This window comes from Pseudomonas sp. FeS53a (assembly GCF_000931385.1).
Taxonomy (GTDB): Bacteria; Pseudomonadota; Gammaproteobacteria; order Pseudomonadales; family Pseudomonadaceae; genus Metapseudomonas; species Metapseudomonas otitidis.
Genome location: NZ_JYFT01000038.1, coordinates 1 through 24341, shown reverse-complemented (window position 1 = coordinate 24341; position 24341 = coordinate 1). Strand labels below are relative to the sequence as shown.

The window sequence follows — 24341 nt, the reverse complement described above, 5'->3', positions numbered from 1 at the left end:
CCTTGGTAGGCTGCCAAATATTTGGCCCATCTAGACCTTTGATTTATCAAATGGATGTTGGCGCCGTTTTTTTGGCGAACACTCTCGCGCGCAGCGAGAGCCCAGGAGGCTGCAGGTGCTCTCGTGGAACCTTCATCCCTGGCAGCTGGGCCTGCTGCTGGGGCTGCTGGCGCTCAGCGCAACGGCCCAGGAGCCGACACCGAATCCGGCCGAGGTCCGTGGTGAGCGAGTACGCCAGGCGGTAGAAGGCATCCTGGCCTACAGCCGCTGGCCGCAGCCCAAGGACCGGATCGCCCTGTGCATCACCGGCCCGACCCAATACGCGGACCGCCTGCTTGCCGGCGTGAGCCGCGACTACGAGATTCCCGTTTCCAGTCGACGCCTGCTCCAGGACTCTCCAGACCTGGAAACCACGTGTGATGCCCTCTACATCGGCATCCTCGACCCCGGGTCACGCCAGCGGTTGCTGGGTCGCCTGGCCGACAAACCCGTGCTGACCATCAGCGAAAGCGCCGATGCCTGCAGTGATGGCAGCCTGTTCTGCCTGGATATCGAGAATACCCGCGTCAGCTTCGCCGTTAATCTGGATGCCGTCGCCCGCAGCGGTCTGCGCATCCATCCCCAGGTCCTGCAACTGGGGCGTCGCAACAGGGCTCAGCCATGAACCGTCGACGCCAGGTCACCCGCCCTCATGCCTACACCCTCAGCCGCCTGCTGTGGCGGACGCAACTGCGCGGCATCCTGCTGGCCATGAGCCTCACCGCACTCACGCTGACCCTGCTGGGCGTGCTCGCACTGCGCAACTACGCCGAGTACCAGTTGCACCTGCTCGCCCGCTCCCTGGGCTACACCCTCGAAGCCGCCGTGGTCTTCCGTGATGCAGCCGCCGTGCAGGAAAGCCTTGAGCTGATCGCCGCCCCCGAGGACCTGGCCGAAGTGCGCGTACTGGACAGCCAGCGATCCCTCCTGGTGGACTGGCAACGCCCCGCCACCCATGGCTGGAGCGCGCTTGAACGCGGCCTGGCCGACCTGCTGCTCAGCCAGCCCTTGCGCTACCCCATCCAGTACCAGGGGCGCATAGTCGGCGAGCTGCAACTGAGCAGCCAGGGCAGCAACCTGAGCCGCTTCCTGCAGAATGGCGCGCTGGCGCTCCTGCTCTGCCTCGCCATCGGCAGCCTGGTCGCCAACCTCTACTCGCGCCGCACCCAGCGCGAGCTGATGGCACCGCTGCGGGCCTTCTCGGCCGTGGCCCGCACCATTGCCCGGGAGCGCACCTTCGCCCGCCGGGTGCCCTCGTCCCCCATCGTCGAACTGCACGAGCTGGGAGAGGACTTCAACCAGCTGCTGGATGAGATCGAAGCCTGGCAAAACCAGCTGCAACGGGAGAACGCCTCGCTGGCCCACCAGGCCAGCCACGATCCCCTGACTGGCCTGCCGAACCGCAGCCAGTTCGAACCGGCGCTGACCCGCGCCGTGCGGCAAGCCAAGCTGACTGGCGGGCGCTTCGCCCTCCTGTTCCTCGACTGCAACCGCTTCAAGGCCATCAACGACGAGCTGGGCCACGGGGCTGGCGACCAGGTCCTGATCAGCATCGCCGAACGACTGCGCAGCCAATTGCGCGAGGAGGATCTCGTGGCCCGCCTGGGCGGGGACGAGTTCGCCGTGCTGCTGTCGCCACTGCATGACCTCGAAGACGCCCAGCGCATCGCCGACAAGATCCTCGCCAGCATGCTGCCCCCCATCCCCCTGACAGGCAGCAGCGAGATCGTCGCCTCGCTCAGCATCGGCATCGCCATCTATCCCCAGGACGCCAGCTCGCTCGACGAACTGCTCCAGCAAGCCGACACCGCCATGTACAGGGCCAAGAGGAACCAGAGCGGTCGGCAGGCCGCCTCCCTGCGTTAACGCTGTCTTTTACCCCCGTTGTTCAGGAGAACCACCATGAAAATCCACCCGAGCCTCCACCTGACCTGGCTGCTGATCGCCTTCCTGTGGATAACCGGGTGCCAGAGTGCACCGCCCAAGTCAGGCCTGAGCGAAGAACAGGTGGCCATGCTCAAGGCCAAGGGCTTCAAGCTGACGGATGAGGGCTGGGCCTTCGGCCTCTCCGGCAAGGTGCTGTTCGACAACAACTCGGAGCGCATCTCCGACGCCAGTCGCCAGACCATCGCGGACATTACCCGCTCCCTGCTGAAGGTGGGCATCACCGGCGTGATCCTCGAAGGCCACACCGACAACTACGGCGCGCCGGACTACAACCGGCAACTCTCGGAGCGCCGGGCCGGCAGCGTAGGGACGGTGATGGAGGAAAACGGCATGCAGAAGCAGGCCATCCAGCTGCGCGGCATGGGGCAGACCCGCCCCATCGCCGACAACGCGACCTCGGCGGGCCGCAAGGAAAACCGCCGGGTGGTGATCATCGTCGTCGCGGACTGAGGATCAGGCAGGCGCCGGGTAGGCCTGGAGGAGCTCGCCCGGCGTCAACGCCAGGCCTCGCCAACGGAAGGCGGCCGGCCACAGCGCCTGATCGATGGACGCCTCCAGCCAGAGGTCGGCGAACGGACGCTGCACGCCGGGGTGTTGCAGATCCGGCGCCAGCAGCGCCAGGGGCCAAAGCACGAAGGCATTCTTCAGGACTTCCGCCCGCGGCAGCACCAGGCCCTCGAAGTCACCCACCAGATCGCCGTAGAGCAGCACGTCGATGTCCAGGGGCAGCCCCTTGCGATCGGGCGCGTAGCGGCCGTTGTCCGCCTCGATCTCCTTGAGCCGGCGATCCAGGTCATGCAACGGCAGATCGGTACGGGCCTCGACCACCAGGTTGAAGAAATTCCCGCTGCGAATCCCCACCGGCAAGCTCTCGAAAACCGGCGAGCAACGCATGCCCTGCAGGAAACTGGAGAGGGCTTCGAGTCCCGCCACGAGATGGCGTTCCCGATCGATGTTGCTGCCCAGGCCCAGGTAGATCGTGGTCAGCGGCATCCGCGTTCGATCTCCACGCCGACGCTGCTGGCAGCGGACACCGCGCCGGGCTTGTGCAGCCGCAAGCGGATCCACGGGATGCCGAACTCGCTCATCAGCAGCGCCACCAGGCGCTCGGCGAAGGTTTCCACCAACTCGAAGGTCGCCTCGCTGGCGAAGGCCTGGATACGCTGGGACACGGCGGCGTAATCGAGCGCCTTGCTCAGGTCGTCGCCTTCCGCAGCCGGGCGGTTGTCCCAGGCCATGCTGAGGTCCAGACGCAAGCACTGTCGGATACTGCGCTCCCAGTCGTACGCACCGATAACGGTATCGACTTCCAAGCCCTCGATGAAAACCGTGTCCACGTCAGTGTTGCCCCGCTAGAATCAGGGCTTCCTCGCCCTGGAATGGATACCAATGTTCTGGCTGCTGGCGATCCTCGCCTACCTGCTCGGCTCGCTGTCCTTCGCCATCCTGCTCAGTCGCGTGTTCGGCACTGCCGACCCGCGCGCCGAAGGTTCGGGCAATCCCGGGGCCACCAACATGCTGCGGGTGGCCGGCAAGCGCCTCGCCATCCTCACCCTGCTGGGCGACCTGCTCAAAGGGCTGCTGCCCGTGCTGGTCGCCCGCCTGATTGGTCTCGACCTGCAGGAGCAGGCCTGGGTCGGCCTGGCTGCCGTGCTCGGGCATCTCTACCCGCTGTACTTCAACTTTCGTGGCGGCAAAGGCGTCGCCACTGCCGCCGGCATGCTCCTGGGGCTCTACCCACCGGCAGCGCTGCTGGCACTGTCGGCGTGGGTACTCACCTTCTACCTGACCCGCACCAGCTCGCTCGCCTCGCTCATCGCGACGCCGCTGACCCTGCCCTTGCTGGCCTGGCAACAGCCGGCGGCCCTGCTGCCGATGTCCGCGCTGTGCGGGCTCATCGTCTGGCGGCACCGGGGGAATCTACGCGACCTTTTCGCAGGACGCGAACGACATTTCTGAAAATCGGAGTGGATGCCCGGAAGACTCCGGGCACTCCAGCCTCAGATGGCCGGCAGGCTCTCCATCGGCCAACGCGCCTGTACACCGATGGCCGGGCCATCCTTCTGGCCGGCCAGCAGCCGCTGGCAACCGGCGTAGGCGATCATCGCGCCGTTGTCGGTGCAGAAGCGCGGGCGGGCATAGAACACCTCGCCGCCCAGCTCACCCAGCATCGCCCCGAGGGACTCGCGCAGGGACTGGTTGGCGCTGACGCCACCGGCGATGACCAGGCGCTTGAGGCCGGTCTGCTTGAGCGCACGCTTGCACTTGATCACCAGCGTCTCGACCACCGCCTGCTGGAAGGCCAGGGCGATGTCGCAGCGCGTCTGCTCGCCGGCATCGCCCGCGTCGCGGCACTGCTGCCAGGTGTTCAGGGCGAAGGTCTTGAGACCGCTGAAGCTGAAGTCCAGCCCAGGCCGATCGGTCATCGGTCGGGGGAAGGTGAATCGCCCCGGGGTGCCGGACTGCGCCAGCCTGGCGATCTCGGGGCCACCCGGGTAGCCCAGGCCGATGAGCTTGGCGGTCTTGTCGAACGCCTCGCCGGCTGCGTCGTCCACCGACTCGCCGAGCACCTGGTAGCGGCCAATGCCGTCCACCCGCACCAGTTGGGTGTGCCCGCCGGAAACCAGCAACGCAATAAAAGGAAAGATCGGGGGCTGCTCCTCCAGCATCGGCGCCAGTAGATGCCCTTCCATGTGATGGACACCCAGCGCCGGCACACCCCAGGCAAACGCCAGGGCCTGGGCGCAGGACGCGCCAACCAGCAGGGCGCCCACCAGGCCGGGGCCGGAGGTATAGGCAATGCCATCGATGTCCTGCGGACTGCGGCCGGCCGCTGCCAGCACCTCGCGAATCAGCGGCAGCATGCGCTTCACGTGGTCGCGGGAGGCGAGCTCCGGCACCACGCCACCGTAGACGCGATGGAGATCGATCTGACTGAACAGCGCATCGGCCAACAGGCCCTGCTCGCTGTCGTAAAGGGCGACGCCGGTCTCGTCGCAAGAGGTCTCCAGACCCAGCACCAGCATGAGGATCGAACCTTGAAGGACTAGCCAATGAAGAAGGCGCGCATCATAATCGCCGCCCCCCTCCCCGACCAGCGCTTTTCGACTGAAGGCTTTGCATTCCAGGGGGCAAGGGGTTAATATCCGCAACCCTTGAAAACCGACGTTCTCCCGCACTCTAAGCCAGGAGCACGTTCACCCCCGGTAATTAGTGAAGGTACGACCTGGATGCCAGCCGTCAAAGTTAAAGAGAACGAACCCTTCGACGTAGCCCTGCGTCGCTTCAAGCGCTCCTGCGAGAAAGCCGGTGTACTGGCCGAAGTCCGCAGCCGTGAGTTCTACGAGAAGCCCACCGCCGAGCGTAAGCGCAAAGCCGCTGCCGCCGTTAAGCGCCACGCCAAGAAAGTGCAGCGCGAACAGCGTCGCCGCGAGCGCCTGTACTGAGTTAACAGGCTTCGCCGCACGCTCAAGCATCGCCCGGCCTCGGCCGGGCGAGTGCATTAATGGGGCACCGCAATCCACTCCGCTTCGCATCGCGAAGATCGGAGTTTTCGTTTTTACAGCCCGGGTCCACCCGACGTCGCCGCGATTGCGACAAGGGCCTATGCTTTGAGCCTTTTCGTCTCCTGAGCACCCTATGGCCGGCCTGATCCCGCAAGGATTCATCGATGACCTGCTGAACCGCACCGACATCGTCGAGGTGGTGGCATCGCGCATCCAGCTGAAAAAGGCCGGGAAGAACTACAGCGCCCTCTGCCCGTTCCATAACGAGAAGAGCCCCTCCTTCAGCGTCAGCCCCGACAAGCAGTTCTACTACTGCTTCGGCTGCGGCGCCGGCGGCAACGCGCTGGGTTTCATCATGGACCACGACAACCTGGACTTCCCCCAGGCTGTCGAAGAACTGGCCCGCAAGGCCGGCATGGAAGTCCCGCGCGAGGAAGGCGGCCGCAGCAATCGCCCGCGCCAGCCGACCGACTCCCCGCTGTACGCCCTGCTCAGCGCGGCCTCCGACTACTACCGGAGCGCCCTGAAAAGCCATCCGACCCGCAAGGCGGCCGTCGAGTACCTGAAGGGACGCGGCCTCTCCGGCGAGATCGCCCGCGACTTCGGCCTGGGCTTCGCTCCGCCCGGCTGGGACAACCTGCTCAAGCACATGGGCGCCGACGCCCTGCAGCAGAAGCACATGATCGACGCCGGCCTGCTGATCGAGAACAGCGAGACCGGCAAGCGCTATGACCGCTTCCGCGACCGGGTCATGTTCCCCATCCGCGACAGCCGCGGACGCATCATCGCCTTCGGCGGCCGCGTACTGGGGGATGACAAGCCCAAGTACCTCAACTCGCCGGAAACCCCCGTCTTCCACAAGGGACAGGAGCTCTACGGGCTCTACGAAGCACGCAAGAGCAATCGCAACCTCGACGAGATCATGGTCGTCGAGGGCTACATGGACGTGATCGCCCTCGCCCAGCAGGGCCTGCGCAACGCCGTGGCCACCCTTGGCACGTCCACCAGCGAAGAGCACGTCCGCCGCCTGTTCCGCCTCGTACCCAGCATCCTGTTCTGCTTCGATGGCGACCAGGCCGGACGCAAGGCTGCCTGGCGCGCCCTGGAAGCCACCCTGCCGAGCCTCGAAGACGGGCGCCGCGCACGCTTCCTGTTCCTTCCGGAAGGCGAAGATCCGGACAGCCTGGTCCGCGCCGAAGGCACCGACGCCTTCCGCGCCCGCATCACCCAGCACGCCCACTCGCTGGCGGACTACTTCTTCCACCAACTGCAGGAAGAAGCCGACCCGCGCTCCCTGGAAGGCAAGGCACACCTGGTGACGCTCGCCTCACCACTGATCGACAAGGTGCCCGGCGCCAACCTGCGCGCCCTGATGCGCCAGCGCCTGGCCGAGATCACGGGCCTCAGCGGCGACGCCATCGGCCAGATGGCGCAGGCAGCCCCCGTCAGCGAACACATGCCGTACACGGAGGATTACGCCTACGAGGCCGCCCCCGCCTACGAAGCGTACGGCGACTCCATGCGGGAGATGAGCTACGAACCACCCGTCGCCCAACCGAAGCGCGAGTGGAAAAAGGACGGCTGGAAGAAGGATGGCCGCAAGTGGGATCGCAAGGGCGAACCGCGTCGCCCCCCACGCACCGAAGTGCATGTCGAATCGCCCACGCTGACCGCACTGCGCACGCTGCTGCACCACCCGCAACTCGCGCAGAAAGTCGAGAATGCCAGCCACTTCGCCGCAGAAGACGACAGCTACGCCCAGCTCATGGTGTCGCTGCTGGAAGCCGTACAGAAAAATCCCCAGCTGCGTTCCCTGCAACTGATCGCTCGCTGGCACGGCACCGAGCAAGGGCGCCTGCTGCAGGCACTGGCGGAAAAGGAATGGCTGATTTCCAGCGACAACCTTGAACAACAGTTTTTCGACACTATAACTAGGTTGTCGGCCCGCCAACGCGAGCGCAGCCTTGAACAACTGCTACGCAAAGCCAAGCAAAGCGAACTCAGCGCAGAAGAGAAAGACCAGCTGCGCGACCTTCTCAGCCGTAGTCCATCCTCAGCCCCCTCCCGCCCAACTGGCGCGTGAGGCCCCGGTTCTGGTATAATCCTCGGCTTGTTTTTAGCCCGCCAAGACCTTCAGTGGATAGGGTGTTATGTCCGGAAAAGCGCAACAGCAGTCTCGCCTCAAAGAGTTGATCGCCCGCGGTCGTGAGCAGGGTTACCTGACTTACGCGGAGGTCAACGACCACCTGCCGGAGGATATTTCCGATCCGGAACAGGTGGAAGACATCATCCGCATGATCAACGACATGGGGATCAACGTATTCGAGAGTGCTCCGGATGCGGACGCCCTGTTGCTGGCCGAGGCCGACACCGACGAAGCCGCAGCGGAAGAAGCCGCAGCCGCTCTCGCCGCGGTGGAGACCGACATCGGCCGCACCACCGACCCGGTCCGCATGTACATGCGCGAAATGGGCACGGTCGAGTTGCTCACCCGCGAAGGCGAGATCGAAATCGCCAAGCGCATCGAGGAAGGTATCCGCGAAGTGATGAGCGCCATCGCTCACTTCCCGGGCGCCGTGGACAGCATCCTCGCCGAATACCAGCGCGTCACCACCGAAGGTGGCCGCCTCTCCGACGTCCTCAGTGGCTACATCGACCCCGACGACGGCAGCCTGCCGGCCGAGGAAGTCGAGCCTGTCGAACTGAAAAGCGACAGCGCCGCCAAAGCCAAGGATGAAGACGAAGAAGACGAAGAAAGCGAATCCGACGACACCGAGGAAGAAGGTGACGGCGGTCCGGACCCGGAAGAGGCCCTGCGCCGCTTCACCGCGGTATCCGACCAGCTCGAGAAGGCCCGCAAGGCCCTCAAGAAGCACGGCCGCGACAGCAAGCAGGCCACCGAGGAGCTGCAAGCCCTCGCCGAACTGTTCATGCCGATCAAGCTCGTGCCCAAGCAGTTCGACGCCCTGGTCGAGCGCGTCCGTGGCGCCCTGGACCGTGTCCGTGGCCAGGAACGCGCCATCATGCAGCTGTGCGTCCGTGACGCCCGCATGCCGCGCGCCGACTTCCTGCGCCTGTTCCCCGGCAACGAAGTCGACCTGACCTGGGCAGAAGACATCGCCAAGGGCAAGGCCAAGTACGCCGAAGCCATCGGCAAGCTGCTGGACGACATCAAGCGCAACCAGCAGAAGCTGGTGGACCTCGAGAAGGAAGTCGACCTCAAGGTCGCCGAGATCAAGGATGTCAACCGTCGCATGTCCATCGGCGAAGCCAAGGCCCGCCGTGCCAAGAAGGAGATGGTCGAGGCCAACCTGCGTCTCGTGATCTCCATCGCCAAGAAGTACACCAACCGTGGCCTGCAGTTCCTCGACCTGATCCAGGAAGGCAACATCGGCCTGATGAAGGCCGTGGACAAGTTCGAATACCGCCGCGGCTACAAGTTCTCGACCTACGCCACCTGGTGGATCCGCCAGGCGATCACCCGCTCGATCGCCGACCAGGCCCGCACCATCCGTATCCCGGTGCACATGATCGAGACCATCAACAAGCTCAACCGCATCTCCCGCCAGATGCTCCAGGAAATGGGCCGCGAGCCCACCCCGGAAGAACTCGGCGAGCGCATGGAGATGCCCGAGGACAAGATCCGCAAGGTCCTGAAGATCGCCAAAGAGCCGATCTCCATGGAAACCCCGATTGGTGACGACGAAGATTCGCACCTGGGTGACTTCATCGAGGACAGCACCATGCAGTCCCCGATCGACGTCGCCACGGTCGAAAGCCTCAAGGAAGCCACTCGCGAAGTCCTCGCCGGCCTCACCGCCCGTGAAGCCAAGGTCCTGCGCATGCGTTTCGGTATCGACATGAACACCGACCACACCCTCGAGGAAGTGGGCAAGCAGTTCGACGTCACCCGTGAACGTATCCGCCAGATCGAAGCCAAGGCACTGCGCAAGCTGCGCCACCCGTCGCGAAGCGAGCATCTGCGCTCCTTCCTCGACGAGTAAAAGACAAGACCCCCGGCCCGCCCGGGGGTCTTTCTTTTCGCTACCAAAGCCCCATTTCCCCCGACTACACTCACGCCTGTATCCAACTTGGAACGGGACCCTCATGGCGCGTCTGTCTGCCATTCTCCTGCTGTGCCTGGCGTTCTGGATTCCCACATCCGGAGCCCTGACCCTCACGCAGGCAGAACAGGACTGGCTCCAGGCCCATCCCACCCTGCGCCTTGGCACCGATGCCGCCTGGCCCCCCTTCGAATTCCGCGACACCCAGGGCCGCTACCAAGGCCTGGCCGCCGACTACGCCCGACTCATCGAAGACCGCCTCAACATCCGCCTCGAGCCCATCGACCCCGGCAGCTGGGGTGAAGTGCTCGAACGGGCCAAACGCAACGAAATCGACCTGCTGCCCGGCATCATGTCCACGCCCGAGCGCCAGGACTACCTCAGCTTCACCCGCCCCTACCTCGATTTCCCCATCGTCATCCTCGCCCGCGAAGACGGCCCCCGACCCAAGACCCTCAAGGACCTGTACGGCCTCAAGGTCGTCGTCGTCGACAGCTACGCACCCCACGAACTGCTCCACACCCACAACCCCGACCTCAACCTGCTCACCGCGCCCACCGTCGCCGCCGCCCTCCAGGTTCTCGCCACCGGCCAGGCCGACGCCTTCGTCAGCGACCTCGCCTCCAGCGTCTGGAGCCTCCGCCAGCTCAAGCTCGACGGCCTCTTCATCAGCGGCGAAACGCCCTACCGCTACCAACTGGCGATGGCCACCCCCAAGAGCGAACCGATCCTCGTCGGCATCCTCGACAAAGTCTTCGCCGAACTCACCGCCGAACAGGTGAATGCCATCCACGACCGCTGGGTCGGCGGCGTCATCGACCGCCGCCCGGTCTGGACCGACCAGCTCATCTACGTCATCCCCGCCCTGCTCGGCGCCCTGCTCGTCCTCGTACTCGTCCTGCGCATCAACCGCCGCCTGCGGGGCGAAATGAACCGCCGCGCCCTGCTCGAAGAAGAACTCCGCAACAGCGAACAGCACTACCGCGGCCTCGTCGAAAGCCTCAACGCCATCGCCTGGGAGATGAACCTCGACGACTACTGCTTCACCTACGTCTCCCCCCACGCCGAACGCCTGCTCGGCTACCCCCTCGACGAATGGAAACAACCCGGCTTCTGGCAACGCACCCTCCACCCCGAAGACGCCGAACGCGCCTTCTGCTACTGCCAGCAAGAGACCCAGGCCGGCCGCGACCACAGCTTCGACTACCGCATGCTCGCCGCCGACGGCCGCATCCTCTGGATCCGCGACATCGTCACCCTCATCCACCACGGCCACGTCCCCGTCATCCGCGGCCTCATGATCGACATCACCGAAGCCAAGCACACCGAAGAAGCCCTGCGCCTCTCCGAACAGAAGTTCGCCACCGTCTTCCACCACTGCCCCGACGTCATCGCCCTCGCCCGCCGCAGCGACGGCCGCCTGCTCGACGTCAACCAGACCTTCGAGCAACAGACCGGGCTCAGAGCCGCACAAGCCATCGGACGCACCGCCACCGAACTCGGTCTCTGGGCCGACCCCAGCCTCGCCGCCGGCCTGCTACAGCGCATCCAGCACGAAAGCCTGCACAACCTCGAAATGGCCTTCCGCCGCAGCGACGGCCGAGGCTTCACCGGCCTCCTCTCCGCCCAGCCCACCGACGTCGAAGGCGTCCCCGCCCTCATCATCGTCGTGCGCGACATCACCGTCCTGCAGGAAACCCAGCAGCGCCTGCGCCTCTCCGAAGAGAAATTCGCCCGCGCCTTCCACGCCTCGCCCGACGGCCTCCTCATCACCCGCCTTGCCGACGGCTGCCTCATCGAAGCCAACGAAGGCTTCACCCGCATCACCGGCTACGAACTCGGCGAAGCCGACCACCGCACCACCCTCGACCTCGGCATCTGGGTCAACCCCGCCGACCGCGACCACATGGTCAAAGCCATCCGCGAAGAAGGCGGCCTGCGCCACTACACCGCCCCCATCCGCAGCAAGGACGGCAGCCTGCGCATCTGCGAACTCTCCGCCCAGCCCCTGCCCGTCGGCGGCGAAGCCTGCATCCTCACCATCGCCCGCGACGTCACCGACCGGCAGAAGATGCAGGAAGAACTCCTCCAGGCCGCCACCGTCTTCGAAAGCACCGCCGAAGGCGTCATGATCACCGACACCCAGCAACGCATCCTCGCCGTCAACCGCGCCTTCACCACCATCACCGGCTACGAAGAACACGAAGCCCTCGGCCAGACACCCCGCCTGCTCGCCTCCAACCACCACGAGCGCGGCTTCTACGTCGACATGTGGGACCAGCTCAACCGCGAAGGCCACTGGCAAGGTRAAATCTGGAACCGCCGCAAGGACGGCGAAACCTTCCCCGAATGGCTCACCATCAACGCCGTCCGCAATCCCGAAGGCCAGATCACCCACTTCGTCGGCGTCTTCGCCGACATCTCACCGCTCAAGCAAGCCCAGGCCCGCCTCGACTACCAGGCCCACCACGACCCCCTCACCGGCCTGCCCAACCGCGTCCTCTTCGAAAGCCGCCTGCGCCAGGCCCTCGCCGCCTGCGAACGCGAAGGCCACGAAGGCGCCGTCCTGTTCCTCGACCTCGACCGCTTCAAGCACATCAACGACAGCCTCGGCCACCCCATCGGCGACGTCCTCCTCAAGAGCATCGCCACCCGCCTCGGCAACCAGCTCGGCCGCAACGACACCGTCGCCCGCCTCGGCGGCGACGAATTCATCATCCTCCTGCCGCACCTGCGCCACCCCGAAGAGGCCCAGCAACTGGCCGAGCGCCTGCTCGCCTGCTTCAACGCCCCCTTCGAAACCCAGGACCACGAATTCTTCATCAGCGCCAGCATCGGCATCAGCCGCTTCCCCGAACACGGCAGCGACACCGCCACCCTCGTCAAGAACGCCGACGCCGCCATGTACCAGGCCAAATCCAAAGGCCGGAACCGCGTCGAGCTCTACACCCGCGACCTCACCTTCCAGGCCACCGAACGCATGGCCCTGGAAAACGAGCTGCGCCGCGCCCTCGAACGCCACGAACTCTGCCTCTACTACCAACCCAAGCTCTGCCTGCGCAGCGGCCGCCTGATCGGCGCCGAAGCCCTCCTGCGCTGGCAGCACCCGCTCTTCGGCGACATCTCACCCGAACGTTTCATCCCCCTCGCCGAAGAGAACGGCTTCATCCTCACCCTCGGCGACTGGGTCATCAGCGAAGCCTGCCGCCAGATGCGCGAATGGCAGGACCAGCACGCCCCCTTCGGCCCCCTCTCCGTCAACCTCGCCGGCGCCCAGCTGCGCCAGCCCGGCATCGTCCAGCGCATCGACCAGCAGCTCAGGAGCGCCGGCGTCCCCGCCGAACGCCTGCAACTGGAAATCACCGAAACCTTCATCATGAGTCAGGCCGAAGAAGCCCTCGCCGTCCTCCACGCCCTCAAGGACCTCGGCCTGCAACTGGCCATCGACGACTTCGGCACCGGCTACTCCTCCCTCAGCTACCTCAAGCGGCTCCCGCTCGACATCATCAAGATCGACAAATCCTTCGTCCGCGGCCTCCCCCACGAACAGGAAGACGCCGCCATCGCCCGCGCCATCATCGCCCTCGGCCACAGCATGCAGCTCACCGTCATCGCCGAAGGCGTCGAAACCCCCGCCCAGGAAGCCTTCCTCCGCGCCGAAGGCTGCGAACAGATCCAGGGCTACATCGTCAGCCGCCCCGTCCCCGCCGACGTCTTCGCCCGACAATTCCTCAGCCCCAGTCAAACGGTTGGCGCCCCCGACAAGGCGCCGGTATAATCCGCCCGCCTTCTGAGGGCCTATAGCTCAGTCGGTTAGAGCAGAGGACTCATAATCCTTTGGTCCACGGTTCGAGTCCGTGTGGGCCCACCAAACAAAAAGCCGCGCAATGCGCGGCTTTTGCGTTTCCGAGATGGCGAATTCCCAGGCCCCACACGAGCAGTGCCCCTTCGCCAACTTCAGCCTGGTCAGCACAAGCAGAGCAGGCACCCCGAGTAACATCGGCCCTTACCTGACCAAGGGAAACTCACCATGAGCGAAAGTCCGGCGGCTCGATCCCGTGAACTACGCATACCGTTCAAGCTATGCGCGCTCCTAACAGGAGCTCTGATGCTGTGCGGCTGCGAGGCCATCATGCTGGGCAACGTACTGGTCGGCTGCTCAAGCAGGACACCGCCGGAACTCATGCCCAAAGAGCTGCCGGCAGCCAAAGTGGGGGCGCCATACATTGCCCACATCGAAGTGAGAGGGGCTGATACCGCCGTCAGCAAGTTGCTGGTAGCACAGGCTCATCCATTGCCCGATGGCCTGGTTCTGAACCACCAGGCACGAGAGCCACTTGGCGTCATTCAGGGCACGCCCACCCGAGCCGGAACCTACGAGGTGCTGATTTACGGCAACACCTTCGGCGCCCAATGCACCGGACAGGACATGGAGCAGCTCTACAGGCTCGAAGTGAACTGACCGACGCACCGTAGGGACAGAGAACAGCCGCCTGCACTAGCCATGTGAGCCCACCCAACCAAAAGCCGCGCAATGCGCGGCTTTTGCGTTTCTGGCCCCAGGCCACCCACCAAAGGAGCCCCCGGCCGGCACGCAATTCCATAGTGCCAGCACGGCTTTTTTCGCTACTATCCGACCACTCACGACACATGAGTGACGGAAATGGACTTCACACCGCTCATCGCCCAGGTCTGGACCACCTTCGCCTGGTTCATCCCGCTGATGATCCTCATCGGCCTGCTCAAATCCCCCCTCGGCAAAGGCTATGTCGGCGAACTCCTCGTCCGGCTCTTCGCCCACTGGCAACTGGACAGGCAGACCTACCAGCGCCTGCACAACGTCACCCTGAATACCCCGGACGGCACCACCCAGATCGACCACGTCTTCCTCTCCCGCTACGGCGTCTTCGTGCTGGAGACCAAGAACATGAGCGGCTGGATCTTCGGCAGCGAACAGCAGGCCCAGTGGACGCAGAAGCTCTACAAGCACAGCTACAAGTTCCAGAACCCGCTGCGGCAGAACTACAAACACCTCAAGGCGCTGGAAGCCACTCTCGGCATCGCCCCCGAGCACCTGCATTCGGTCATCACCTTCGTCGGCGGCAGCACCTTCAAGACAGCCATGCCCGCCAACGTCACCGAGGGCATCGGCTTCATCCGCTATATCAAGTCCTTCCAGCAGCCGGTGTTCAGCGACGCCCAGGTCGCCACCCTGGTCCGCGCCCTGCAAACCGGTCGCCGCGCGCCCACCCTCGCCACGCACCGCGAGCATGTGCAGGACCTCCAGCGCCGCAACGACCCGACCGCCGAGCGGCAATGCCCCAAATGCGGCAATGCGCTGGTGATTCGTACGGTGAAGTCGGGGCCGAAGGCGGGGCAGAGGTTTTGGGGGTGTTCGGGGTTTCCGAAGTGTCGGACGGTGCAAAGCCTCTGACCAGATCCGGATAGCCACAAACGGCTGGCATACAGACCCACTCACTCAACTGGTTGCTGATTCAGATGCCTGGCTATTTCACGCCATTCAGCTCTGAAGGAGCGGCGCAAATAAGCAACCAGCGCTCTATCGAAAACACGCCGAATCGCCGAGCCACGTAGCTGTTGATGGCGGGTACCAATAGCGGCTGAAATCCAGGCCTTATCAAACGCCGTCCATATCGGAGGCACTGGCGTCTGCAAGTTCTGATAGCAGACAGGCGCAACCTCCTCGAAAAATGCGTACTCAATCAGAGCTCGGTCAAACCGCCGCACATTGCGCGCGACGGCAGCGTAATCAACGGAGTTATCGACAAAGACATCTGACAACGCGGACCAGAGCTGAACCTGCTCCTCATGTGTCAAAGCACGCTCCACTTGGAAAACTCCTCCAACTCCTCGTCCAGCGCATCTGCCGCCAGGCTGCCGGCAATGCCGCCAATCGCACTCCCGGCCACCACCACGGCGATAGCGCATATGGGGGCACCAGGCCCACAAATGAGAGACACGCCGAAGAGTCCTGCGACATAGCCCCCGACGGCACCACCACCTATCACCATGCCTTGGCGCGCAGTTTCCTTGACCTTGTTGTCCGCGTTGAGGATTTCATAGGTCGCGAATGCGGCGGTTACCAGGATGCCAACCTTGCCCATGACCTGCAGGCGACGCGTACCTTTGGTGACTTTTGCGTTGTCCCTGCCAGAAGACTCGATCACCGCGTAATGAATCATTCTCTTTTGCTCAACGGTCAGGGCGTCGTAAGGCTTTCCAAACTTATCGATGGCGTACTTATCAAGTAGCGCCGGCAGAGTAGGCGGCGTTTTCTTGTGCTGCTCGGCTTTCGCCAGCCCCACTGCCGACGTGAACTTGCGGTGCTCTGCCATGATCTTGTTGCGCATTCCGTAGCAATACTCCACGCCCGCTTTGCTGCTCATTCTTCCAGAAGCAACTTCGGCGCGAACCTGAGCGGAAATTCGCTTGATGTTGGCCGCGTAGCTCGCCCGGGTCTTCGCATCGCTAATGGCATCAAGCGCAAACCGCGTGGCTGCACCTTCCATGCCTGCAATGGCTTCATCCAAGGGCGAACGGCCTAGGGTGTGCTGGCTCTTGGACTTGAACTGCCCTTTGATCTCAAGAGTCGAGGCCATTCGCGATGCCCCCGTTAATGATGGAAAGAAGGCACTCAGTGACAGAAGGCTGCTCGCTCTCCACCGACACGGGCATCTCAAGACGCGTGCAGACCAAACCCGTGGGGTTGGCAAACAGCACGGTGTTATTGGTATCGAAACAACCTGAGAGCGTCGTCCCGTCATCAAAGTGGGCGATGCACGTCCAACCGGCATAACTCTCGACCGCGGGAATCTGAAAGCCGATCCACGGGCGATTCTCCAAAGGCATCGGCGCACTAAAGGGCGCAGTCACCACGGTGTCGCCGATCAGAATATCGCCAGAACCGCTAATGACTGCGCCCCCATGACTGAGCGTGCTGCCGAGCAAGGCAGCGCTCTGCCCGTTGATGAGGACGCTGGCCGAAACGGCCCCCGAAACAGCCTGGCCACAGCCCGCAGCGTCGCCCAGCCGTGCAGCAGGCAGGTTATTGAACAGCACATCCGGGGAGCCAGTTTGGACAGGCGTGACGCCATGCCCCGGGACAGGGCAAATCGTGGAGTCACTCAAGCGTGCAGCAGGTTTGCCAGACATTGTGGGTACGCCTCTCGAGCTTTCTGCGGGGCTTTATGTTTACTCCCTCGAATGGCTCCTCACGTCCTACGAGCAGCGGGATATTCGGTAGTACTTTTCCGGCACTGATGGCGAGCACGGGTATTCGCTAACCACATCAATTGAAAGGCAACGGTGACTCACCATAGGCACCCGGTCTGCCAAAGCCCTGCCTCTGACTGAACGCTTTCCCACTGGCCACCTGGTCTGGACCTTTACTGATCCCGCGCACCTCCGACAATTCCTACTCCTCACCGGCATTGCCGTCCTACACACTCGGCTCGTAGCGTCTCCCCCGTCGCAGCGCTGACTGCGGCCGGGAGTGGAATCCCGAAGACGGTAGTAAGCATGTACGCCATAAGCAGGGTCAGCGAATGGAAGTTCCGTTCGTTGCCTCTGGCCTTCTATGGCGGACCGTGCGAGGCGGGCGCAAGCCCACCGGTTCCTATCGTCCCGGTATTCCACACCTCGCACGGTCCGCCACCCTCATGCAGTCAGGAACCGGTGGCGGGCTCCCCCTACAAGGAAGGAGTCTCACCATGTCCTACGAGTGCTACATCCCCACGGTTTTCCACCGCCATCACCGCGCGTTGCGTGCCCTGTTGATCGACGACCAGGTCTGGTTCGTCGCCCAGGACCTCGGCCCCCTCACCAACCACCGCTTCGACGAACGCCTGTCGCGCAAGCTGGACCCGGACCAATGGCGCCACGCCCGCGTGGAGTACGTACAGGGCGGGGAGCAGGAGGTGCTGTTGATCAACGAAAGCGCGGTGTTCGAGCTGCTCAAGGTCAACTTCTACCACCCCGAACACCGCGCCCTGCGCCAGTGGCTGACCCAGGACGTGGTGCCCGCGCTGCGTTCCGCCGCCACGCCACAGCTGCCCCGCCAGCGCCGGGTCACCTGGCAGGGGCGCGAGTTCAGCCTGATGGAATGGCAGGGCCGCCAGTGGGTGCGGGTGCGTGATGTGGCCGACCTGTTCGAAGGCCGCGAATTCGCCACGCGGCACTAGCCCGCCGTTTCAACGGCGCAGCGGCTACGTAGCCGTTCAACCACCTGCTGGAGCGGAACCGGGGGCCCACAGCGCCCCTGGTGCTTCAGCGCTTGGCGATGATGTACACCGCGTGGACGATGCCGGGGATGTAGCCCAGCAGGGTGAGCAGGATGTTCAGCCAGAAGGCGCCGCCGAAACCCACCTGGAGGAAGACGCCCAGCGGCGGCAGGAGGATGGCGATAAGGATGCGGATCAGGTCCATGACGACTCCGTGCAAGTCAGTGGGTACCTGCAGTCGACCGCCGCTGCGTCACGGGGGTTCAGGCTTTCTTGCCGGGCCGGCGAGGCGGCTTCCATAATCGCCGGCGTTTCCCTTCCGGAGCCGTGCCCATGGCGATCTCCCGCGACGACCTCGACCCCCACGGCCTGATCATCGGCGTCTCCCCCGAGCGTTTCCGCGAAGTGGCGATGCCGCTGCTGTTCGACCACCTCAACGCCCAGTGCGAGGGCACCATCGCGGTGAACCGCCAGGCGCGCATCGTCTGGATCAACGACAAGTACGCCCAGAAGCTCGGCATCGCCGACCCGCGCTCGGTGCTCGGCCGCGAGGTGGAAGACGTGCTGCCCGCCAGCCGCCTGCGTGAGGTGGTGCAGAGCGGCGCGCCGAGCATGCTCGACCTGATGGCCTTCGGCGACGAGCACTTCGTGGTCACCCGCATCCCCCTGCGCGACGCCGACGGCACCCTGGTCGGCGCCCTCGGCTTCGTGCTGTTCGACCGCGCCCGCCACCTGCAGCCGGTCATGGCCAAGTACAACCAGTTGCAGACCCAACTGGCCGCCGCCCAGCGCGAGCTGGCCCGCGCCCGCCGTGCGCGCTACACCATCGCCGGCTTCATCGGCACCAGCGCCGCCGCCAGCGAGGTGAAGCGCCAGGCCCGCCGCGCCGCCCAGCTGGACGCCACCGTGCTGCTGCGCGGCGAGACCGGCACCGGCAAGGAGCTGCTCGCCCAGGGCATCCACAACCTCTCGCTGCGGGCCAGCGGGCCCTTCGTGGCGGTGAACGTGGCGGCCATCCCGGAATCCCTGGTGGAGGCGGAGCTGTTCGGCACCGCGCCGGGCGCCTTCACCGGGGCCGACCGCCGCGCGCGGGCCGGCAAGTTCGAGCTGGCCGACGGCGGCACGCTGTTCCTCGACGAGATCGGCGACCTGCCCCTACCGCTGCAGGCCAAGCTGCTGCGCGTGCTGCAGGAGCAGGAGGTGGAGCCGCTGGGCTCCAACCAGGTGAAGACCCTGAACGTGCGAGTGATCGCCGCCACCCATGTGGACCTGGAGGCCAAGGTGGCCGCCGGCGAGTTCCGCGAAGACCTCTACTACCGCCTCAACGTCCTCGCCCTGCGGCTGCCACCACTGCGCGAGCGCCGGGAAGACCTGCCGGCGCTGATCGAGCACCTCGCCGACGACATCGCCAGCCGCTCCGGCCAGCCGCCGCTGGAGCTGACCGACGACGCCCTCGCCCTGCTCCGCGCCCAACCCTGGCCGGGCAACGTGCGCGAGCTGCGCAACCTGCTGGAACGGGCGCAGCTGCTTGGCGACGGCACCCAGCCCCTGCATGGGGCGGAGCTGGCCGAGCTGCTGGTGGACCCGCTGCCGCCCAGCGCCGAGCCCGCCCCAGCGCCCGAGCCGTCCGCACCGCGCGATGTCCGCCCCCTGGCGGACAGCCTGGCCGAGGCAGAACGCGCCGCCATCCTCACCGCCCTCGCCGCCTGCGACGGCAACCGCACCCGCGCCGCCGAACGCCTCGGCATCGCCCGCGCCAGCCTCTATAACAAGCTCCAGGCCCACGGGTTGTAGCGGGGCCTGCGGGCGCGTTTCCCCGGGCTGAAGCCCGGGCTACGGGTCGGCACGCCGGTGGATGGGGAAGCGTCATACCCCACGGAACGCCCAGGCGGCGTAGGGTGGATCGCGCTTCATCGATCCACGCGGTGCAGGGTTGATCGCTCGGCAGGGCGTGCGTTTACCTGCGGCCACGGCGTTTGGAGGTGGGCGCGTTGGTGGATGGGAAAAGCGCCATCCACCCTACAGCCCGGGGGGCCTCGCGCTCGGGTTATAGGGTGTCCATATTTTTGGACATCACTCAAAGTAGGCGTCCAATAAACAGGACACCGTCCATTTATGTGGACGCTTGAATCGCTCCGTTCGCCTTCCCCGCCAATGGCTCAAACCCACGACCAGCGCCTTCCCCGGGGCTTTTCAGCCCACCTGGCACAGCTTTCGCTCTATACCGGCAAAGGGCCGACCCAGGCCCGGCCGCTGCGGCGGTTCAAAACAACAACAAGAAGGAAATCCCATGGGTACCCTCGGAATCCTGCTGTCCCTCGCACTGCTGATGTTCCTGGCCTATCGCGGCTACAACGTGTTGATCCTGGCGCCGCTGATGGCGCTGCTGGCGGTGCTGTTCGCCGGTGATGCGGCGTTGATGCTGCCCACCTACACCCAGGTGTTCATGAAGTCCCTGGGCGGCTACCTGATCCAGTTCTTCCCGCTGTTTTTGCTCGGCGCCATCTTCGGCAAGTTGATGGACGACTCCGGCTCGGCCCGCGCCATCGCCCAGGGCATCGTCACGCGGCTGGGGCGCGAGCGGGCCATCCTCGCCATCGTGCTGGCGTGCGGGCTGCTGACCTACGGCGGCGTGTCGCTGTTCGTGGTGGCCTTCGCCGTGTACCCCATCGGCACCGCGCTGTTCCGCGAGGCGGGCATTCCCAAGCGGCTGCTGCCCGGCGCCATCGCCCTGGGCGCCTTCACCTTCACCATGACCGCCCTGCCCGGCACCCCGGCGATCCAGAACGCCATCCCCAGCCCCTTCTTCGGCACCGACGCCTTCGCCGCGCCCATCCTCGGGCTGATCGGCGGGCTGATCATGCTCGGCCTCGGCAGTTGGTGGCTCGCCGCCCAGGCCCGCACGCTGATGGCCGCCGGCGAAGGCTACGGCAGCCACAAGGACGACCCCACCGAGCAGAGCGGCCTGCCGGTGACCGGCTTCTGGCTGGCGTTGCTGCCGATCCTGCTGGTGATCGCGCTGAACTTCCTGATGGCCAAGCAGGTGCTGCCCAACCTCGACACCAGCTACCTGGCCAAGCCCGAATTCGGCGGCCTGCAGGATGCCAAGTCGGTGATCGGCATCTGGTCGATCATCGTCGCCCTCGGCGCAGCGGTGCTGCTGCTCATCGGCCTGCACTGGCGGCGCTGGGTGGACCTGAAGCAGAGCCTCAACGACGGCACCTTCGGCTCCATGCTGCCGATCCTCAACACCGCCTCCGAGGTGGGCTACGGCACGGTGATCGCCTCCCTCGCCGGCTTCGTGGTGATCCGCGACCTGGTGCTGAGCGTGCCGGGCAACCCGCTGGTGTCCGAGGCGGTGGCGGTGAACATCCTCGCCGGCATCACCGGCTCAGCTTCCGGCGGCATGTCCATCGCCCTCAAGACCCTCGGCGCGCAGTACCTGGAGATGGCCAACGCCGCCGGCATCAGCCCCGAGCTGCTGCACCGGGTCGCTGCCATGGCCTCCGGCTGCATGGACACCCTGCCCCACAACGGCGCGGTGATCTCGCTACTGGCCATCTGCAAGCTGACCCATCGCGATTCCTACCGATTCATCTTCATGAACACGGTGATCTTCCCCCTCGCCGCCCTGGTGGTGGTGATCACCCTCGGCAGCCTGTTCGGCAGCTTCTGATGAGTAGCCCGTGGCAGCGAATTCATTCGCGATGCGGCCCGCAGGGGCCCCCCGGGTCCGCTGCGCGGCCCTTCGCGGCTGAAGCCGCTCCCACGGGTGAACCCGGCAGCCCCCCAATTCCACGCTCGAGGTACGACATGAGCAAAGTGATGAGCGCCGCCGAGGCGGTGGCGCGTATCCCCGACAACGCCCACCTGGCCACCGGCGGCTTCGTCGGCATCGGTTTCGCCGAGGCCATCGCCATCGCCCTGGAGCAGCGCTTCCAGGCCGAGCAGGCGCCGCGCAACCTGACGCTGGTCTACGCCGCCGGCCAGGGCGACGGCAAGGGCCGGGGCCTCAACCACCTGGCCCACGAGGGGCTGGTGCGCCGTGTGATCGGCGGGCACTGGGGCCTGGTGCCCGGGTTGCAGAAGCTGGCGGTGGAGAACCGCATCGAGGCCTACAACCTGCCCCAGGGGGTGATCTCCCAGCTGTTCCGCGACATCGCCGCCGGCAAGCCGGGGCAGCTGTCGCGGGTGGGCCTGGGCACCTTCGTCGACCCCGAGCACGGCGGCGGCAAGCTCAATGCCCGCACCACCGAGGAGCTGGTGCGCCGCATGCCCCTCGACGGCGAGGACTACCTCTTCTACAAGGCCTTCCCCATCCACGTCGGGGTGGTGCGCGCCACCAGCGCCGACGAGGACGGCAACCTGACCATGGAGCGCGAGGCGCTGACCATCGAGAGCCTGGCCATCGCCATGGCCGCGCGCAATTCCGGCGGCCTGGTGATCGCCCAGGTGGAGCGGGTGGTCGCCCGTGGCTCGCTCAACCCGCGCCAGGTGAAGATCCCCGGCATCCTCGTCGACTGCGTGGTGGTGGCCGCGCCGGAGCACCACCAGCAGACCTTCGCCACCGCCTACAACCCGGCCTTCGCCGCCGAGGTGCGGGTGCCCGAAGGCAGCCTGCCGCCCATGCCGCTGGACCTGCGCAAGCTCATCGCCCGCCGCGCCGCGCTGGAACTCAAGCCCGGCGCGGTGGTGAACCTGGGCATCGGCATGCCCGAAGGCGTGGCGGCGGTGGCGGCGGAAGAAGGGGTGATCGACCTGCTGACCCTCACCGCCGAGCCCGGGGTGATCGGCGGCGTGCCGGCCTCGGGCCTGGACTTCGGCGCGGCCTGCAACCACAGCGCGCTGATCGACCAGCCCTACCAGTTCGACTTCTACGACGGCGGCGGCCTCGACCTCGCCTTCCTCGGCCTGGCCCAGGCGGATGCGGCGGGCAACCTCAACGTGTCGAAGTTCGGCACGCGCCTGGCCGGCGCCGGCGGCTTCATCAACATCAGCCAGAACGCCAAGGCGGTGGTCTTCGTCGGCACCTTCAGCGCCGGCCCGCAGGACATCCGTATCGAGAACGGCGCCCTGCGCATCGTGCAGGACGGCGAGCTGCGCAAGTTCGTCCGCGAGGTGGAGCACCGCACCTTCGCCGGCCGCCTCGCCGCCGAAGCCGGCAAGCCGGTGCTCTACGTGACCGAGCGCTGCGTGTTCCGCCTCACCACCGAGGGCCTGGAGCTGATCGAGGTCGCGCCGGGCATCGACGTCGAGCGCGACATCATCGAGCGCATGGACTTCCGCCCCCTCGTCAACCAACCCCAACTGATGGATGCGCGGCTGTTCCAGGAGCCCCGCCTGGGCCTGCGCGCCATGATCGACGGTTGTGCGTGAAACCACGGGCCCACCCTTGGGCCCGTGGCTTTTTTCAGGTGCATCCCGTAGCACCCCGTGGGAGCGGCTTCAGCCGCGATGCTCGTGCTTCACCTCGTTCGCGAATGAATTCGCTCCCACCGAGCCAGAGCGCTCCGTAGCCTGGGCTTCAGCCCGGGAATCCCTCCGGCTGGCACCGCCCCCATAGGAGCGAGCTCTCCTCGCGAACGCCCATCCCAGGCAGCACCGCCGGTCCCGGACTGAAGTCCGGGCTACAGATGGCAGCCCCTGTGGGAGCGGCTTCAGCCGCGATGCTCGCGCTTCACCTCGTTCGCGAATGAATTCGCACCCACCGAGCCAGAGCGCTCCGTAGCCCGGGCTTCAGCCCGGGAATCCCTCCGGCTGGCACCAACCCCGCAGGAGCGAGCTCTGCTCGCGCAGGCTCCTCCCCGGCACCACCGCCGTCCCCGGACTGAAGTCCGGGCTACAGATGGCAGACCCTGTGGGAGCGGCTTCAGCCGCGATGCTCGTGCTTCACCTCGTTCGCGAATGAATTCGCTTGTATGTCCTAGGGTGAGACCTGTCGGGGGCGGAGGGACTGAAGCGGAGGGACTGAATTCGCTTCTGCTAGTCAGACCGTGGGAGAAATCTCCCGCCCCTCACCTCACTGCAAGCGCCGATAAGGAATCCATCGGCTCAGGATCGCCCCCTGAGACCGACCATATCTGCAAGCCTGCGCCAACGTGAGCCCYCGACAGGTCGTTTCATCTTGGCCCTGGGAGCTCACCATGACAATGCACTGYACCGTGATTGGGATCGACGTAGCCAAGGACAGCCTGAGCCTGTATCGCGCCGATCAGGACCAGGCCGGCACWTTGGCCAATGACCCACGCGCTATTGCTGCCTGGCTGCGGGGCCTACCYCAGGAATGCAGCCTGGCSATCGAGGCTACCAACACCTACCACGTTGCCGTCGCGGTCCTGGCGCACAAGCGAGGCCATCGCGTCTATATGATCGACGGCTATCGCCTGAGTAACTACCGCAAAGGAATTGGGGGACGGGTCAAGAACGATCTATGTGATGCTCGTTTGCTGGCTCGCTACCTCAGCCATGAGCAGCACCAACTGCAGCCCTGGAGCCCGCCAGGCCGCGCTTACCGGAAGCTCCAAGCCTTGCTGCACCGTCGAGCC

General features: G+C 65.5%; 22 protein-coding genes and 1 tRNA gene. 16 read left to right on the top strand and 7 right to left on the bottom strand.

Annotation, left to right across the window (positions count from 1 at the left end; translation table 11 throughout):
- The first annotated feature begins 115 nt into the window (after nucleotides 1-115).
- From SZ55_RS11315 to SZ55_RS11305, 3 genes are read left to right on the top strand one after another with little or no spacing between them, the layout of a single operon-like run.
- Complete coding sequence (locus SZ55_RS11315; protein ID WP_044405666.1) at nucleotides 116-664, top strand: YfiR family protein; 549 nt, start codon at nucleotides 116-118, stop codon at nucleotides 662-664.
- Nucleotides 661-1905 (top strand): diguanylate cyclase domain-containing protein, encoded by a 1245-nt coding sequence (locus SZ55_RS11310; protein ID WP_044405664.1) that lies wholly within the window; start codon nucleotides 661-663, stop codon nucleotides 1903-1905. Before SZ55_RS11315 ends, SZ55_RS11310 begins: the two co-directional genes overlap by 4 nt.
- A gap of 36 nt (nucleotides 1906-1941) precedes the next feature.
- Nucleotides 1942-2436 carry an OmpA family protein gene (locus SZ55_RS11305; protein ID WP_044405663.1) on the top strand — a complete coding sequence of 165 codons (495 nt, stop codon included), beginning with the start codon at nucleotides 1942-1944 and terminating at the stop codon, nucleotides 2434-2436.
- 3 nt (nucleotides 2437-2439) lie between these two features.
- On the opposite strand, the gene folK is transcribed toward SZ55_RS11305, so the two are convergent.
- Both folK and folB read right to left on the bottom strand, forming a co-directional pair.
- Nucleotides 2440-2979 (bottom strand): 2-amino-4-hydroxy-6-hydroxymethyldihydropteridine diphosphokinase, encoded by a 540-nt coding sequence (folK, locus tag SZ55_RS11300; RefSeq protein WP_044405661.1) that lies wholly within the window; start codon nucleotides 2977-2979, stop codon nucleotides 2440-2442.
- Nucleotides 2970-3323, bottom strand: coding sequence for a dihydroneopterin aldolase (folB, locus tag SZ55_RS11295; RefSeq protein WP_044405660.1), 354 nt, complete (start codon nucleotides 3321-3323; stop codon nucleotides 2970-2972). The genes folK and folB overlap by 10 nt, the downstream gene beginning before the upstream one ends.
- Nucleotides 3324-3375: 52 nt before the next feature.
- Here folB and plsY point away from each other — a divergent pair, with 52 nt between their 5' ends.
- Nucleotides 3376-3945, top strand: coding sequence for a glycerol-3-phosphate 1-O-acyltransferase PlsY (plsY, locus tag SZ55_RS11290; protein WP_044405658.1), 570 nt, complete (start codon nucleotides 3376-3378; stop codon nucleotides 3943-3945).
- A 41-nt stretch (nucleotides 3946-3986) separates the two neighbouring features.
- On the opposite strand, the gene tsaD is transcribed toward plsY, so the two are convergent.
- Nucleotides 3987-5012, bottom strand: a complete 1026-nt coding sequence (tsaD, locus tag SZ55_RS11285) for a tRNA (adenosine(37)-N6)-threonylcarbamoyltransferase complex transferase subunit TsaD (RefSeq protein ID WP_044405656.1) — start codon at nucleotides 5010-5012, stop codon at nucleotides 3987-3989.
- 204 nt (nucleotides 5013-5216) lie between these two features.
- On the opposite strand from tsaD, the gene rpsU reads away from it, so the two are divergent.
- The 7 genes from rpsU to SZ55_RS11250 all read left to right on the top strand — a co-directional run bounded on the left by rpsU (nucleotide 5217) and on the right by SZ55_RS11250 (nucleotide 14990).
- Nucleotides 5217-5432, top strand: coding sequence for a 30S ribosomal protein S21 (rpsU, locus tag SZ55_RS11280; RefSeq protein WP_003085057.1), 216 nt, complete (start codon nucleotides 5217-5219; stop codon nucleotides 5430-5432).
- A 193-nt stretch (nucleotides 5433-5625) separates the two neighbouring features.
- Entirely contained in the window at nucleotides 5626-7575 is a 1950-nt protein-coding gene (gene dnaG / locus SZ55_RS11275; protein ID WP_044405639.1) for a DNA primase, read from the top strand.
- Between the two features lie 67 nt (nucleotides 7576-7642).
- Nucleotides 7643-9496, top strand: a complete 1854-nt coding sequence (gene rpoD / locus SZ55_RS11270; RefSeq protein WP_044405638.1) for an RNA polymerase sigma factor RpoD — start codon at nucleotides 7643-7645, stop codon at nucleotides 9494-9496.
- 103 nt (nucleotides 9497-9599) lie between these two features.
- On the top strand, nucleotides 9600-13334 hold the full coding sequence (locus SZ55_RS11265; RefSeq protein ID WP_044405637.1) for a bifunctional diguanylate cyclase/phosphodiesterase: 3735 nt from the start codon (nucleotides 9600-9602) through the stop codon (nucleotides 13332-13334).
- A gap of 16 nt (nucleotides 13335-13350) precedes the next feature.
- Nucleotides 13351-13427, top strand: a tRNA-Ile gene (locus SZ55_RS11260).
- Nucleotides 13428-13586: 159 nt separating this feature from the next.
- Nucleotides 13587-14018, top strand: a complete 432-nt coding sequence (locus tag SZ55_RS11255) for a hypothetical protein (protein WP_044405636.1) — start codon at nucleotides 13587-13589, stop codon at nucleotides 14016-14018.
- A 201-nt stretch (nucleotides 14019-14219) separates the two neighbouring features.
- Nucleotides 14220-14990 (top strand): nuclease-related domain-containing protein, encoded by a 771-nt coding sequence (locus SZ55_RS11250; RefSeq protein ID WP_044405634.1) that lies wholly within the window; start codon nucleotides 14220-14222, stop codon nucleotides 14988-14990.
- 41 nt (nucleotides 14991-15031) lie between these two features.
- Here SZ55_RS11250 and SZ55_RS27385 read toward each other — a convergent pair whose 3' ends face one another.
- Genes SZ55_RS27385 through SZ55_RS11240 form a run of 3 tightly spaced genes read right to left on the bottom strand, consistent with a single transcriptional unit; the run spans nucleotide 15032 to nucleotide 16729 of the window.
- Complete coding sequence (locus tag SZ55_RS27385; RefSeq protein WP_236692411.1) at nucleotides 15032-15406, bottom strand: DUF7079 family protein; 375 nt, start codon at nucleotides 15404-15406, stop codon at nucleotides 15032-15034.
- Nucleotides 15391-16176, bottom strand: coding sequence for a hypothetical protein (locus SZ55_RS11245; protein WP_044405632.1), 786 nt, complete (start codon nucleotides 16174-16176; stop codon nucleotides 15391-15393). Before SZ55_RS11245 ends, SZ55_RS27385 begins: the two co-directional genes overlap by 16 nt.
- Nucleotides 16160-16729 (bottom strand): PAAR domain-containing protein, encoded by a 570-nt coding sequence (locus SZ55_RS11240; RefSeq protein ID WP_044405630.1) that lies wholly within the window; start codon nucleotides 16727-16729, stop codon nucleotides 16160-16162. The genes SZ55_RS11245 and SZ55_RS11240 overlap by 17 nt, the downstream gene beginning before the upstream one ends.
- Before the next feature lie 557 nt (nucleotides 16730-17286).
- Here SZ55_RS11240 and SZ55_RS11235 point away from each other — a divergent pair.
- A complete protein-coding gene (locus SZ55_RS11235; protein ID WP_044405628.1) occupies nucleotides 17287-17757 on the top strand; it encodes a BRO-N domain-containing protein in 471 nt (156 codons plus the stop codon).
- 85 nt (nucleotides 17758-17842) lie between these two features.
- Here the strand turns inward: SZ55_RS11235 and SZ55_RS27380 are convergent, their stop codons facing one another.
- Nucleotides 17843-18001: a YqaE/Pmp3 family membrane protein gene (locus tag SZ55_RS27380; protein ID WP_003084988.1), complete on the bottom strand. Its 159-nt coding sequence runs from the start codon at nucleotides 17999-18001 to the stop codon at nucleotides 17843-17845.
- 128 nt (nucleotides 18002-18129) lie between these two features.
- On the opposite strand from SZ55_RS27380, the gene SZ55_RS11225 reads away from it, so the two are divergent.
- From SZ55_RS11225 to SZ55_RS11210, 4 genes are all read left to right on the top strand, one after another.
- Nucleotides 18130-19590, top strand: a complete 1461-nt coding sequence (locus SZ55_RS11225; RefSeq protein ID WP_044405586.1) for a sigma-54 interaction domain-containing protein — start codon at nucleotides 18130-18132, stop codon at nucleotides 19588-19590.
- Nucleotides 19591-20086: 496 nt separating this feature from the next.
- Nucleotides 20087-21472, top strand: a complete 1386-nt coding sequence (locus SZ55_RS11220) for a GntP family permease (protein ID WP_044405584.1) — start codon at nucleotides 20087-20089, stop codon at nucleotides 21470-21472.
- A 137-nt stretch (nucleotides 21473-21609) separates the two neighbouring features.
- Nucleotides 21610-23172, top strand: a complete 1563-nt coding sequence (locus SZ55_RS11215) for an acyl CoA:acetate/3-ketoacid CoA transferase (protein WP_044405581.1) — start codon at nucleotides 21610-21612, stop codon at nucleotides 23170-23172.
- 767 nt (nucleotides 23173-23939) lie between these two features.
- Nucleotides 23940-24341 (top strand): IS110 family transposase (locus SZ55_RS11210; RefSeq protein ID WP_044405579.1); only part of this gene is annotated, 402 nt, incomplete at its 3' end.